The 14,421-nt window shown below is 70.7% G+C and carries 10 protein-coding genes; 3 read left to right on the top strand and 7 right to left on the bottom strand.

From position 1 onward, the window contains the following. Positions 1 to 2,744, bottom strand: a 2,744-nt coding sequence (locus Val02_RS46245; RefSeq protein ID WP_203905757.1) for a cellulose binding domain-containing protein, incomplete at its 3' end; no start/stop codon positions are given. A gap of 180 nt (positions 2,745 to 2,924) precedes the next feature. Here Val02_RS46245 and Val02_RS46250 point away from each other — a divergent pair. Next, positions 2,925 to 4,973: a hypothetical protein gene (locus tag Val02_RS46250; protein WP_203905758.1), complete on the top strand. Its 2,049-nt coding sequence runs from the start codon at positions 2,925 to 2,927 to the stop codon at positions 4,971 to 4,973. Here Val02_RS46250 and Val02_RS46255 read toward each other — a convergent pair. Beyond that, positions 4,915 to 6,186, bottom strand: a complete 1,272-nt coding sequence (locus tag Val02_RS46255) for an AI-2E family transporter (RefSeq protein ID WP_203905759.1) — start codon at positions 6,184 to 6,186, stop codon at positions 4,915 to 4,917. The two genes, Val02_RS46250 and Val02_RS46255, sit on opposite strands and share 59 nt — an antisense overlap. Positions 6,187 to 6,277: 91 nt before the next feature. On the opposite strand from Val02_RS46255, the gene Val02_RS46260 reads away from it, so the two are divergent. After that, the gene (locus tag Val02_RS46260; RefSeq protein WP_239153858.1) at positions 6,278 to 6,619 is read left to right on the top strand and encodes a GroES family chaperonin; all 342 of its coding nucleotides are present in this window, start codon (positions 6,278 to 6,280) and stop codon (positions 6,617 to 6,619) included. Positions 6,620 to 6,743: 124 nt separating this feature from the next. Here the strand turns inward: Val02_RS46260 and Val02_RS46265 are convergent, their stop codons facing one another. The 5 genes from Val02_RS46265 to ligD (Val02_RS46285) all read right to left on the bottom strand — a co-directional run bounded on the left by Val02_RS46265 (position 6,744) and on the right by ligD (Val02_RS46285) (position 13,306). Then, entirely contained in the window at positions 6,744 to 8,198 is a 1,455-nt protein-coding gene (locus Val02_RS46265; protein ID WP_239153859.1) for a PrsW family intramembrane metalloprotease, read from the bottom strand. A 510-nt stretch (positions 8,199 to 8,708) separates the two neighbouring features. Further along, positions 8,709 to 9,764, bottom strand: a complete 1,056-nt coding sequence (mycP, locus tag Val02_RS46270) for a type VII secretion-associated serine protease mycosin (protein ID WP_203905761.1) — start codon at positions 9,762 to 9,764, stop codon at positions 8,709 to 8,711. A gap of 1,216 nt (positions 9,765 to 10,980) precedes the next feature. Then, entirely contained in the window at positions 10,981 to 11,394 is a 414-nt protein-coding gene (locus tag Val02_RS46275) for a hypothetical protein (protein WP_203905762.1), read from the bottom strand. A gap of 78 nt (positions 11,395 to 11,472) precedes the next feature. Next, on the bottom strand, positions 11,473 to 12,372 hold the full coding sequence (gene ligD / locus Val02_RS46280) for a non-homologous end-joining DNA ligase (RefSeq protein ID WP_203905763.1): 900 nt from the start codon (positions 12,370 to 12,372) through the stop codon (positions 11,473 to 11,475). After that, entirely contained in the window at positions 12,365 to 13,306 is a 942-nt protein-coding gene (gene ligD, locus Val02_RS46285) for a non-homologous end-joining DNA ligase (RefSeq protein WP_444546011.1), read from the bottom strand. Before ligD (Val02_RS46285) ends, ligD (Val02_RS46280) begins: the two co-directional genes overlap by 8 nt. A 99-nt stretch (positions 13,307 to 13,405) precedes the next feature. On the opposite strand from ligD (Val02_RS46285), the gene ku reads away from it, so the two are divergent. Beyond that, positions 13,406 to 14,389 carry a non-homologous end joining protein Ku gene (gene ku / locus Val02_RS46290; RefSeq protein ID WP_203905764.1) on the top strand — a complete coding sequence of 328 codons (984 nt, stop codon included), beginning with the start codon at positions 13,406 to 13,408 and terminating at the stop codon, positions 14,387 to 14,389. Positions 14,390 to 14,421 lie beyond the last annotated feature (32 nt).

A 14,421-nucleotide genomic window follows, 5' to 3' on the forward strand; every position in this document is an offset into this window, starting at 1 on the left:
GTGGCCGTGCAGGTGATGGCGGTCGGTGGGGTCGCCGCCCCGTGGACGATGCCGCCGAAGGTGGTGCTTCCCGCCGGTGCCAGTGCGCCGTTCCAGGCGGCGTTGCCGACCGTGCCGTCGGCGTTCAGTACGGCGCTCCAGACCTGGTCGAAGCCGTTTCCCGGCGGGAAGGCGATGGTCAGCTTCCAGGTGGTCATCGCCGTGCTTCCGGTGTTCCGCACGGTGATGTCGGCCTGGTGGGCGCCCTGCCAGCTGCCGGCGATCCGGTACTCCGCGGCACACGCCTTTCCCGGGGCCTGGCTGCTCGGGCCGGCGCTGGCGGATCTGCTGGCGCTCGGGCTCGTGCCGGCGCTCGCGCTCCGGCTGGCGCTCGCCGACGCGCTCGGGCTTGCCGACCGGCTCCCGCTGGCGCTCGGGCTCACCGACGGGGCCGGTCCGGTGCGGTCGCCGTAGATGATGCCGCGGCCGTTCGTGCCGAGGTAGACGCGGCCGTAGATGCGGGGGTCGCCGGTGAGGGCCTCGCCGGCGTTGCCCCACTGGTGGGCGTCGTCGTTGATGCGCAGCCACGTCGCGCCCGTGTCGTCGGAACGGTAGAGCCCGGTCACGCCGTCCACCGTTCCCATGAGGAAAACGGCGTCGTGGGACGCACCCGGCGCGGCCTTGCCGAAGCCCACGTTGATGCCCTTGGTGACCCCGGACAGCTTGGTGAACGACGCGCCCGAGTCGGTCGAACGCCACAGCCCGCCCTCGCCGGCGAGCCAGATGTGCCCCTCGCGCCCGGCGACGGCCTTGAACTTCGCCCCGGTGCTCGGCAACCCCGTCGCGGCCGACTTCGTGAAGGTCTGGCCGCCGTTGGTGCTGACGTAGAAGGACCCGGCCGAGTACCCGTAGAACCTGCTCGCGTTGACCCGGTCCGACTCGACGACCGCGTTGGTGGGCAGCCCGGAGGCCGACGCCCACGAGTTGCCGAAGCCGACCGTGTAGACCGGCGCCACGTCCTTCGGCGCCCACACGAACCGGCTGCCGTCGGCCGCCGCCGCGATCGTGCCGCCCTCGTTGACGCCGCCCGGCTCGGAACCCTGGAACCAGTTCGCGCCGCCGTCGGTCGAGAACGCCGCGTGGCTGTCATTGGGCCGGTCGGCGTCGGTGAAGTTGCCCGCGCGCACCATCACGCTCGGGTTGGCCTCCGCGTAGTCGAGGCTGGTCGTGCTGGTGAACGCCGGCTGGGTGAACATCATCGCCGGCACCGCGTCGAGGTCGGTGTGCCGGAAGCCGGCGATGTCACCGAGGCCGCTGATCAGCGGGGCGCCCGACGGCGGGCTGATCAGGTCCAGGACGGCGGTCTCCTCGAGCCCCTTGGCCATCGGCTTGACGGTGAACGTTCCGCCGCTGTCCCAGTTGGTCAGGTTGGTGCTGCCATACAGCGTGGCGCCGGTGCCGTACATGAACCGCGCCGAGTTGAACGGGTCGATCTCCACCGACTCCGTCATCCAGCCCAGCTTCGGCGCCTGTTCGGGCAGCTGCGGGTTGGCGCCGAAGGTCAACCACGGGTTGGCGGTGATGTCCATCGTGTACCTGTTGGCGCGGTTGGGATAGCTGGTGAAATCCCACACCCTGCTCCACGTGGCGCCGCTGTCGGTCGAACGCCAGAAGATGGTGTCCGGCCACCAGGAGTGCTGGCTCGACACGATGAGCGTGCCCGGCTCGGAACGGTCCACCGTCAGGCCGCTGTACCCGAAGTACGCGTCGCTGCTGCTCGACGGGACGGGACTGACCTGGGTCCACGTTCCGGTGGCGGTGGCGTAGCGCCACACGTCGCCCTTGGCGCCGTCGTAGGGGCCGCTGGTGTCGCTCGTGGCGATGAAGAGGTTGCCGGTGCCCTCGTCGAGAACGCCCTTGTGCGCGATGTAGCCGGTGGGCGCGCCGGGCACCGCCGCCCACGTCGTTCCGCCGTCCGTGGAACGGTAGATCGTGTTGGACTTGTCGGCGACGCCCACGTAGACGGTCTGCGTGGCGTTCCCGCTGGTGCCGGTGCGCTTGTCGAACGTCACCCACACCACGCCGGGCCGGTGGCTCTGGTAGCCGTTCGGGTCGCTCGGATTGTCGGCGTAATTGCCCGCGTTGGGGAACGCCGTCACCTTCGCCCACGTGGCGCCGGAGTCGGTGCTGCGCCACAGGCCGTTCCCCTCGGGGGCACCGAAGTACAGGACGCTGTTGCGGTTGGGGTCGACGGCGAGGCGTTCGCCCATGCCGCGGCCCGGCATGTTGCCGCCGAGCTTGAACGGCAGGACGGTCTCCTGCCACGTGTTGCCGCGGTCGGTCGAGCGCAGGATGGCGCCGTTGTTGGGATCCCACGTGTTGGTGTACATGCCGGCGGCGACGTACACCCGGTTGGCGTCGACGGGGTCCGCGGCGAGGCTTACCACGCCGTTGTAGCCCCACCTGTCCCAGCCGAACCTGTCCAGCAGCGGCGTCCAGCTCTGGGTCGACTCGTTCCAGCGATAGGCGCCGCCGATGTCGGTGCGCGCGTAGATGAGGTTGCGTTCCGCGCGGCTGTAGACGATGCCGGGGATGAAGCCGCCGCCGTCGATCCGCACGTTCTTGAACGAGTACGGGTCCGCGGCGGCGGCGCGGGCGGGGCTGTGGTCGGCGAGCGTGACCTGCAGGACGCCGGCCGCGACGAGCGCGAGCGTGCTCACTCCCGCGGCGAGCGCCGTGCGGCGGCGGAGAAGCTGTCTGGGCATCTGGGGGTGGCCTCCTTATCCAGGCGCGCAGGAGCCTCGCCGGGCGCGGGAGGAACGGTCAATCGACGCCTTGTTTCGAGGGCGTTTGCGCAGGTCATACCGTGAAACGTTCATCGAAAGCGGTGGCGATGCGAGTAATCGTTATCGATTCGTGGACCCCGATCGATAGGGTCGGCCGGTATGCGTTGGCTACCCCTGGTCTCCCTGGTGTTCGCCCCGCTGGTGCTCGGTGCCTCGCCGGTGCTCGCCGCCGCGCCGCGGCCCGCCGTGGGGAACGTCGTGGTGGTCGGGATCCCCGGACTGCGCTGGGCGGACGTGTCGGCCGATCGGACACCGACGCTGGCGCGGCTCGTGGAGTCGGGGTCGGTGGGTTCGCTGTCGACCCGGGCCGCACCGGCGCCGCCGCACGTGACGTGCGGCGGGGAGGGCTGGCTGACGCTGGGCGCCGGCACCTACGCGGCGGTGCGGGATCCCGCGGGCATCGACGCCGAGGCGGGCTGCGCCGGGCGTGAGGCGCCGCCGGTCTCGGTCGATCCGTCCGGTGGAGCCGAGTGCGGGGCGGGCGTGTCGTGCGGCGCGGGGCGGGTCGACGCGATGCCGGCGCTCGTGCGGCTCAACGGCGGGCTGCGGTTCGACGCGAAGCCGGGCACGCTCGGCGCGGCGCTCCCCTGCGCCGCCGCGGTCGGGCCCGGTGCCGCGCTGGCAGTGGCCGCCCCGGACGGCCGTGTGCCGTTCTACGCGCCGGTCGTCCCCGAGGATCCCGCCGCGCTGCTGCGCCGCTGCCCGCTGTCCACTGTGGACCTCGGCGCGCTGCCGGAGGGAGCCGGGCGTGCGGAGGCGCTCGCCGCCGCCGACCGTGCGCTGTCCACAGTGGAGCGTCACCGTCCACAGGGGAGCGTCCTGCTGGTGCTCGGGCTCGCCGACGCCGGCGGGGACGGGCCGCGGCTGCACGTCGCCGTCGCACACGGGCCCGGCTTCGCGGGCGGGTGGCTGCGCTCGGCGAGTACCCGTCGCACGCCCTACGTTCAGCTGAGCGACGTCGCGCCGACCGCGGTGCGGCTGCTCGGACTGCCCGTGCCGGCCGGCCTGGCGGGAGCGCCGCTGACCGGCGGAGCGGCCGGACGCCCGGACCGGCTCGACGCGACGGTGGCCGCCCTGCGGGACGACGACGCCGCCTCCACCGCGCACGCCGGCGCCGTCGCCACGTTCTTCGTGCTGTACGGGCTCCTCATCGTGGGAGTGCTGGCGCTGTGGCGGTGGCGGTTCTTCCCACCGGCGGCCACCGGGCTGGCGGCGGTGCCGGTCGCCACCTTCCTGGCGCAGTTGGTGCCGTGGTGGCGTGCGCCGTGGCCCGGCGTGACCGTGGCCCTGGTGACCCTGCTCGCCGCCGCGGGACTGGCCGCCGTGGCGCACCTCGGAAGAACCCCGGCGCTCGTCGTCGCCGGGGCGACCGTGCTGGTGCTGACCGTCGACGGGCTCACCGGCACGACCCTGCAGATCGACAGCATGTTCGGGTACAGCCCGCTCGTGGCGGGGCGGTTCACCGGGTTCGGGAACATGGCGTTCGCGGTGTACGGGGCCGCCGCCGTGTTGCTGGTCGCTCTTCTCGCGCGCGGCGTCACGGGGCGACTGAGGACCGCGTGTGTCGTCGGTGCCGTGGCCGTCCCGGTGATCGCCGTCGACGGGGCCCCCGGGTGGGGTGCGGACTTCGGTGGGGTGCTGACGCTGGTGCCGGCGTTCGTGGTGCTCGGGCTGCTGCTCACCGGCACGCGGGTCGACCCGTGGAAGCTCCTCGCCGCCGGTGCTGCCGGAGCGGTGGTGGTCGCCGGGCTCGCCTACGCCGACCATCTGCGCCCGCCGGACGCCCGCAGTCACTTCGGGCGCTTCGCCGGCAGCGTGCTCGACGGCTCCGCCGGTTCGACCGTCGAGAGAAAACTCCGCGCGAACCTGGACCTGCTCACGGCCGGACCGCACACGGTCGCCGCGCTCGCCCTTGTCCTGGCGCTCACCTGGTGGGCGGTGCGGACCGCGCGCCTGCGGGAGGCCGCGCTCGGCACCGCCGTCCTCGGCTGGATCGGCTTCGCCACGAACGACTCCGGCGTGGCCGTCCCGCTCGTCGTCGCGCTCGTCGCCGTCCCGGCCCTGCTCGCGACGGCACTCGGCCCGCCCGCTACGCGGTGGACTCCGAGGCGACGACGACAGCGTCCGGTGGCGGCTCCCGCCGGTTGAGCACCAGGTAGCGGATGGCCGTGTTGAGCACGGCGACGATCGGAACGGCCACCAGCGCCCCGATGATCCCCGCGACGTACGCGCCGGCCGCGATCGCCACGATGACGGCCAGCGGGTGGATCGCCACGGCGCGCCCCATGATCAACGGCTGGAGCACGTGCCCCTCGAGCTGCTGCACGGCGATCACGATGATCAACGCGACGAGCGCGGCCAGCGGGTCCCGTTCGACCAGGGTCACCAGGATCGCCACCGCGCCCGACAGCGCCGCACCCACGACCGGGATGAACGCCGACAGGAACACCAGCGCGCCCAGCGGGAACCACAGCGTCACGTCCAGCACGTACAGCCCGAACCCGATGCCCAGCGCGTCGATGAACGCCACCAGCACCGTCGCCCGCACGTACGCGCCAAGCGTGGCCCACGCGGCGTAGCCGGCCATCTCGACCTTACGTTCGGCCTCGCGCGGGAAGATCCGCACCAGGAACCGCCAGATCTTGTCGCCGTCCCGGATGAAGAAGAACGTCGAGAAGAGCACCAGGAAGAACGCGGCCAGCGTCTCGATGGTGGTGGTGACCGTGGACAGCGCGCTACCGGTGATCCGGCCCTGGTTTTCGGTGATGTAGCCCGTGACGCTTTCGATGGCGTCGTCGAGCTGCTTCGTCGACAGGTTGAGCGGGTCGCCTTGGAGCCAGTCGCGGATGCGTTCGGCGCCGTTCTGCGCGTTCTGCGACAGCGCGCCGAACTTGTCGACGATCTGCGTGACCACCAGTGTCAGCGTGCCGATGACCGCCCCGAGCCCGGCCACCAGCACCAGCCCGGCCGCCAGCGACTTCGGGAACCTCGCGTACTTCACCAGGAACCGCGACAGCGGCGACAACAGCGCGGACAGCAGCAGCGAGATGGCCAGCGGGATGACCACATGGGACAGCATGCCGATCAGGTAGAACACCCCGACGGCGGCGATCGCCAGCACGATGAGGCGCCACGCGTAGGCCGCCGCGATGCGCAGCTCCTTCGGCACCTCCGAGTCGTCCCGGCTGGTGATCGACGGCGCAGCGACGGTCAGCGGCTCCGGCTTCGGCCCCTCCACCTCATCGACCGGCGGCACCTCCGCCTTGTCCTCCGCGGTCTCCTCGGCGCGAGCCCGCGCCGCCGACCGGGTCGCGTCGTAGGCACGCCGCACCCCCGCGGCCACCTGCTGAATCCGACCCATTCGACCCCTCCGCCCGTCGCCCCCGAGTTCATACACGTTAACGCGCGGGCCAAAGCCGATGCGGGACGTGAAGGCGGTAGCGTTGCCAGGCGTGACCGAGTCCACCGACACCGCGGCCGACGGCCTCCCGATCCGACTTCTCCACGACCGCATCCTGGTCAAGCTGGAGGGCGCCGAGGGCGAACGGCGTTCCGCCGCCGGCATCGTCATCCCGGCCACCGCGTCCGTCGGCCGCCGACTGTCGTGGGCGACCGCGGTCGGCGTCGGACCGGCCGTGCGGACCATCGTCTCCGGCGACCGGGTGTTGTTCGACCCGGACGAGCGTGCGGAGGTCGAGCTTCACGGTCGCGAGTACATACTTCTGCGGGAACGGGATGTGCACGCGGTAGCCGCCCAACGCGTGGAGGACAACGCGACCGGCCTGTATCTCTAGGACTTTCCCCGGGGTTTGCGCGTCACCGCCGACGGCCCGACATCGTCGATCTTGCAGTTGTGGTGCCCGAGGTGTCCGCTTCCGCAGTACTTCGCCCGCGCCACAACTGCAAGATCGGTGACCGTTATTGATAGGCCGGCGGCGGCGGGGCGAGGCGCACCGGGACCGGGACCACCGGCTGCTCCGGCTCGGCAAAGGTCCGCACCACCCCGTCCGGGAACGTGATGTGGTACGCCCGCCCGTCCCACACCGCCCGCGGCACGCCGGGATCCTGCCCCGCGAACACCTTCCGGTAGGCCGTGATCGCGTCGAGCAGGCGCCGCTCCTCGGCCAGCGTCGCCTCCAGGTCCCGCGGCTTCGTCACCAGCCCCCGCCGCAGCCCGTCGCGCAGCAGCGTCAGCCGCGTCAGATCGAACTGGTACGCGGCCATCGCCTTCGCGCCCGCCTCACCGGCAACCCGCTTCGCCCACCGGCGCGCCGCGAGCCGCTTCCCGACCGAACCCAGCGACGCCACCTCCGGCGGCGTGAGCCATCCGGCCCGCACGTACTCGGGCAGCACCTTCTCGGCCAGCCGCCCCTCGGCCGCCCGCACCCACAGCGTGAACCCGACGACCGCCAGGAAAATCGGCATCTCGACGGTGAAGTAGCCGTACAGGAAGATCTCGGAGCGCTGCGTCTCCTGGACGAGCGTCGCCATTAGGTTCCACGAGCCGTGCAGCATCATCGCCAGCAGCAGCCCGCCGAACGGCGCCAGCCACCGGATCGTGCGACTGCCCGACCGCGCCGCGATGCCGAGCCCGATCGCCGTCATCGAGGTGAACAGCGGATGCGCGAAGCCGCTCAGCACGATCCGGCCGAAGAAGATGAGGACGAGCTGCTGCGCCCCGCCGAGCGCACCGCCCTGCTCCTCGCCGGCCGCGTAGCCGACGCCGCCCAGGTACAGAATGTTCTCCACGAACGCGAACCCGGCCGCCGAGAGTCCACAGTAGACAATCGCATCGATGATCCCGGAGAACGCCTTGCGCCGCACCAGGAACAGCAGCAGCGGCCCCGCCGCCTTCATGATCTCCTCGATGAACGGCGCCACCAGCACCGCCACCAGGTTTTCGCTCTGCCCCCACCGGTCCAGCAGCCACCCGGACCCGGTATTGACGAGGAACGCCACGAACGTGGCTACGCCCGCCCCCCAGGTGAAACAGAAGACCAGATACTTGACCGGCTCGGGATCGTAGCGATCCAGCCACAGGAACGCGTACACCAGCAACGGCACCGGCAGCAGCGCGGCCGCGATCCCGACCATCAACGGCACGATGCCGATGTTGATGCCCACGATCACCAACAGCGCCACCGTGCACAGCCCGATGAACAGCACCAGCGCCACCAACAGCAGCACGCGCTTCCACTGCACCGACTTCGGCGGCGGCGGCGCGGCGGCCCACGCGGCCCCCGGGCTGGCGTACTCCGGCTGGCTCGACGGACCGGCGAGCAGCCCGGTCCGCCCCGGGAGGATGCCGGTCTGCCCCGGTGCCATCGGCGGCCCCATGACAAACTCCGGCCCCGGATACCCGGGCCCACTCACCGGCCCACCCTGAACGGGCACCTGCCCCGCCGTCGCACCGGCGGGACTCGCCGGATAGCCCGGCCCGCTCACCGACTGCGCCGGCCCGCCGGTCGAATAACCCGGCCCACTCGCGGGGAATCCCGGGCCACTCGTCGGCTGCGCCGGCGCACCCGCGGGATAGCCCGATCCGCCCACCGACGACGCCGCCGGCCCACTGGTCGGAAAACCCGGGCCACTCGTCGGCTGTCCCGGCGCACCCGCCGGATAGCCCGACCCGCCCATGGACGCCGCCGCCGGCCCGCTCGCCGGAAACCCCGGGCCGTTGCCCGGCTGGGCCGGTGGCCCACTCGCCGGATAGCTCGGCCCGCTCGTCGGCTCGACACCCCCGAAGCCGGCGCCCGGACCGGAAACCTGCTGAGGCGCACCCGCCTCCGACCGGCTCGGCGCACGCTGCTCCGGACCCGGTGATGGCGGCGGAAAGCCGGACTCAGGCTCGTGCGGCGCGGGCGGCTGCGTCATGGCGCCAGCCTACCGAGGCGAAACTCTGTCACGGAGCGACCTGATCGCTACGAGCGCCAGCCCCGCCACGAGAACGACCGCGACCGCCGCACCGCCCAGGAGCAGCACCGGCGTCCGGAACGGATGCGTCTCGTTCTTCTGGTCCCCGGATCCCGGCTGCCCTTCGCCGGGAAGCGTGGCGGTCAGCGCCTTGACGGGGTCGACGATGCCCCATCCGTAGAGCCGGTCATGCCCGGGATCGCCCTTGTCGGTAGCGGTGGCGGTCAGCCGATTGACGACCTGCTCCGCAGTGAGTTGCGGGAACTTCGAGCGGATGAGCGCGACCACGCCGGACACGATCGCCGCCGCCGAACTCGTCCCACCATCTCCCCGGCGATACTTACCCTCGAGCCCGGTCGTCATGATGTCCTCCGACGGAGCACACACGACCAGGGCCTCCCCCTTGACTGTGGTGGCCGAATCGTTGCCCTGCTTGTCGACACCCCCAACAGCCACCACACCGGGCTTGTTGGCGGGAAACTCGACATCACGTGCCCTGTCCGTATTACCTGCCGCTGCGACAACCACAACGTCACGACTGCGGGCATAGTCGATACCCGAACCAATTCCGGCGGAGGTTCCGCCACCCCCACCGAGCGACAGGTTGACCACGCGTGCACCGTGATCGACCGCCCACCTTATTCCCTCGCCGACACCGGCGCCCGACCCCGTCGGGCCTAATACCTGAACAGGAAGGATGCGCGCTTCAGGGGCGATTCCGAGCGCCCCGTCGGGGCCTTTCCCGTGTGCAGCGATCAGGCCGGCCATCGCCGTGCCGTGACCGTTCTTATCGACGCGGCCAGCACCCGGATCACCGTTGACGTCAAAGCCGTCCAACACGTTCCCACGGAGATCAGGGTGTTCCGAATCGACTCCGGTATCGATCACAGCGATGGTGACCCCGCCGCCTTTAGCGATTTCTTGAGCCCTCGACACGTCGAGGAATTTCAAGTGCCATTGTTGGTCGCGGACACTGTCAGCAGATGCCGCGGTCGATCCGCTGAGCGACACGATGACAGCCACCATCGCGCCGCCAGTGACACGAATCCAGGTCCTCAACGGTCTATACCGATAACCCCGGGCCCCGGACTGTGTTCCGGTTCCGGCTTCGCCTCGATCACAGCGGGGCCGCCCTCCGCTGCCGACCACTGTGCGCCGATGCCTGGGTCACGGTATTCCTCCTGTTGGCCAGACCGGCGACCGCTGAGCGGGCCTCCGAGTCCTGAACGTCCGGCGCCTCCTGTCAAAGGTGTGCCACCGTGTGGTTGCACCGACTGCCGTCCACCCACGACCCCGCCGGGCGGGAGCGGTCCTCTGCCCCCGGGGACACCGGGGCGGGGCGGCCCGGCCGGAGGCTGGCTGCCGATTACTCCTCCTACCGGCATGGCTCGGCGGCCTGATCCTGCCGGCCCGGCTACGGGTCGAGCTGCGCCCACAGGATTGGTCGTCACCCGTCCCGGCCCAGGCAGCCCCGGCGCGGAGGGCATTGTCACCGGGACGAGCGGATTTGGAGCCGCTCCGCTCCCATTTGGTGAGCCGCCGGTCGAGGGAAGTCCCACAGGCCCGGGCGGTCCGCCCGGAACTCCGGCCAGCTCCGGTGCCCCGCCCGGAAATCCTGCGCCCTCCGACCCGCCATCCGACCCGGTCCCAGGCACGGTGGTGTCAGCCCCGTCGTACGGCTCCGACGAACCCGAACCGCCTACGTCGTCCGAACCATCGCCCTCGTTTGAAAAACGGTTTACCGCCTCTCCACCGGGTTCGGAGTCGCTGGGTACAAATTCCGGCGGAATGAATGACTTCGATGCCTCCACCACGGTTGACTCGTATTCGTTCATCACGGCATAGGCCTGCTTGTTCAGCTCTCGCCGACGCAAGGTCAGGTCGGCACCGACCTCCCCGTTCCGGGCCTGCCATTGGTCGTTCAACTGACGCATCGCCTCATGGGCGGCGAAGCTGGCGCCGTTGACCTGTGCCAGGGCCGCTCCGATCCGGCCCGCCGACACGGAGTTCACGCGCAACGCGGAGATCAGTTCGGCGAGGCGTTCGTGGAAGTAGCCGGCCGCTGTGCCGCTGGGCGGCCACGCGTCCTCCATATCCGCCTGGTACCCCATCATCCGATTGGCCTGATCGGCCAACAGATCCGACATCTTCTGCCAGGCGGCCCACTGCGCCCACCCGGCGTCCACCGACCGCGACCGCAGTTCCCCCCACAGGGCGGGCACGTCGTACCGGCTCCAGTCGCTCATGAGGCCACCGCCTTGCCGCCCGACGTCGGCGGTGGCGCCGTGGGCCGGGCCGCGTTTCCGTACAGTTCCTTGACCGAGTCGAGGTCGGCGGAGGCGAGTGCGTCGGCGGTGCCGTACGTCTCGATGACGGCCGTGACGCCGGCGATCATCGTGTCGATGGCGTCCAGGAACGATCCCATCGCCTCACGGGAGCCGGCGAGGCAGAAAGCGTATTCGCGGTGTGCGTCGGCGATGCCGCCGGAGGCGGCGAACCAGCCGAACGGCACGGTCCCGCTGTGCTGGTGCGCGATGTCGAACCCGGTTGGTCGCATGGACCCGTCGAGATCGCCCCGCAGGGACTGGGCGAACGCCCGCACCCCTTCAAGGTCCACCCGAAGCGCGTTGAGCCCCTCCGCCACCGGTTCAGCCATCGACGTCCCCCTCTACACGATGCGCCGAGAGTAGCCACACTCTCCGCATCCGCGCTAAGAGGAGCGATCACTCCGCTTTCATTTGGTGGGAACTTTGGGTCCAAGATCGCATAACCCGGCCAGCAGATCGCCGTGTCGGGCGACGCGTTCGAGGACCTCGGGGGCTGTCATCGAGGCCGCGCTGACACCCGACAGCACCTCGTCCCAGGTGAGTGGCGTGCTCACGGTCGGCGTCGGCTGTGCCCGCAGCGAGTACGGCGTGACCGTGGTTTTCGCGGCGTTGTTCTGGCTCCAGTCGATGAACACCTTGCCGGGGCGCAGGTTCTTGGCCATCCGGGAGGTGATCAGGGCGGGGTGCGCCTTTTCCAGTTCGGCGGCGACGCGGTGGGCGTAGTCGCTGACGATGTCGGCCGACTGCTTGCCCGACACCGGGCAGCAGAGCTGCATGCCCTTCTTTCCCGAGGTTTTGGGGTACGCCGCTATGCCGTCCGCCGCCAGTCTGTCCCGCATGAGAACGGCGACCTCGCAACACTCGGCGAGCCCGGCCGGCGGCCCCGGGTCCAGGTCGACCACGAGCAGATCGGGCCCGTCGGCACCGACCTTCCACTGTGGAGTGTGCAGTTCGAGCGAGGCGAGGTTGGCGGTCCACACGAGGGTCGGCAGGTCGTCGCAGACGACGTAGTCGATGGTTTCCCTGCCTTTGGAGGACCCGGGTACCGGAAGCGAAACCACCCGCACCCACGACGGGGTGCCCGCGGGAATGTTCTTCTCGAAGAAGTGTGCGCCGTCGACGCCGTTCGGATAACGGATCCTGGTCAGCGCGCGGTCCTGGAGATGCGGCAACAACACCGGGGAGATGCGGGTGTAGTAGTCGATTATCTCGCCCTTGGTGAAGCCGCAGGCCGGATAGAGCACCTTGTCCAGGTTGGACAGTTCGAGTTCGCGCTCGCCGACCTGCACGCGGATGCGGCTATTCATCGATCACCTCGTGCGGCTCCTTGTCGCTCCTGCGCCGGAGGAAACGAGGGAACCGGAGCCGCAGATCCGGTGTCCGTTCGCTGAACTTGACCTCGACCACGATTTCCGGTCGTACCCAGTAGGCGCCCCGCGAATCCTCGCGCGGGATGCTGCCGGCGAACGGCGACCCGGGCACGACCAGCGGTTTCAGCACGGCGAGCAGGTTGCGTTCGCTGGCGTTGGAGATGCCGCCGCCGACCCGGCCGCGGAAGTGCAGGCCGTCGGAGTGCGGCACGCCGACCAGCAGCGCGCCGAGCGCCCGCGCGCCGGGCCGGTAGCCGCCGACCACGAAGTCGCCGGTGCGTTCCAGCTTGACCTTGATCCAGTCCGGGGAGCGGGTGCCGGGGCGGTAGAGGCCGGTGCGGCGCTTGGCGACGACGCCTTCGAGTTCGTACTCGCGGGCCGCCGCCACGGTGCCGGGGCCGTCGTCGAACGCGGGCGGCACGACCCAGCTGTCGCCGCCGAGCGCGAGGCCCTCCAGCAGCGCACGCCGTTCGTCGTAGGGGCGGTCGCACACGTCCACGCCGTCCAGCCGCAGCACGTCGAAGATCAGGAACGTCACCGGGAACGTCAGCACCAGCTTCGCCGCCCGGGCGGGGTCGCGCACGTGCATCCGTTCGGCCAGATCTCGGAAGGAGGGACGGCCCCGCGCGTCGAGGACGGCGACCTCGCCGTCGAGCACCGCGTCCCGGGAGCCCAGCGCACGGGCGAGCCCGGCCAGCTCCGGGTAGGCCACGGTGATCTCCGGACCGGTCCGCGCGTACAGCCGGGTCCGGCCGCCCGACAGGTCGGCGACGGCCCGCACGCCGTCCCACTTCAGCTCGTAGCGCCACTCCGGTCCGCGCGGCAGCGGACCGGCCGTGGCGAGCATCGGCGGGAACGGCGCCTCGGGCACGCAGTCCACGATAGATCGCCCATAGCACTCGCATCGGCGGCTCAGCAGTGCGATTCTGAAGGCGTTGTCGCAGGTGGGACACGTGTGAGGAGAGGGTCGATGCGGGCGATCTGGAAGGGTGCGGTGTCCTTCGGGCTCGTGTCGATATCGGTGAAGCTCTTCTCCGCCACGGAGGAGAAGGACATCCGGTTCCACCAGGTGCATCGCGAGGACGGCGGCCGGATCCGCTACAAGCGCACCTGCTCGATCTGCGGCGAGGAGGTCTCCTACGACGACATCGCGAAGGGCTACGACCTCGGCGGCGGCGAGATCATCATTCTCAACGACGACGACTTCGCCGACCTGCCGCTGACCACGAGCCGCGCGATCGACGTGCTGGAGTTCGTGCCGGCCGAGCAGGTCGACCCGATCTTTTACAACAAGTCGTACTACCTGGAGCCGGAGGGCGCGGCGACGAAGCCGTACGTGCTCCTGCGCGACGCGCTCGAACGCACCGACCGGGTCGCGGTCGTCAAGGTGGCGCTGCGCCAGCGCGAACAGCTCGCCACGCTGCGGGTTCGCGACGGGGTGCTGGTGCTCAACACGATGTTGTGGCCGGACGAGGTGCGCACGCCCGACTTCGGGTTCCTCGACGACGACGTCGAGGCGCGGCCGGCTGAGCTGGCGATGGCCGGCTCGCTGATCGAGTCGATGGCCGGCGACTTCGAGCCCGACCAGTACACCGACAACTACCGGACGGCGTTGCAGGAGGTCATCGACGCGAAGGTGGCCGGGCGCGAGGTCGTTCAGCCGGAGGAGGTCGAGGCCCCGCCGTCGGCGGCCGTGGACCTGATGGCCGCGCTGCGCGCGTCGGTGGAGCGGGCCCGGGCCGCCCGGGGCGAGGACGCCGACGACGGCACCACCCCGATCAGCGCGGCCAAATCGGCGCGCAAGGCCGATCCCGACGAGAAGCCCGCCGCGAAGAAGACCACCCCGCGCAAGGCCCCCGCCAAGAAGGCCACGCCGGCGAAGAAGACCACCACCGCGGAGAAGAAGGCCACCCCCGCGAAGAAGACGACGAGCCGCGCCCGCAAGAGCGCATAAGATCAAGAGCTTCATGTCGCAGGTCCGCCGGG

The organism is Virgisporangium aliadipatigenens (genome assembly GCF_016863615.1).
Taxonomy (GTDB): Bacteria; Actinomycetota; Actinomycetes; order Mycobacteriales; family Micromonosporaceae; genus Virgisporangium; species Virgisporangium aliadipatigenens.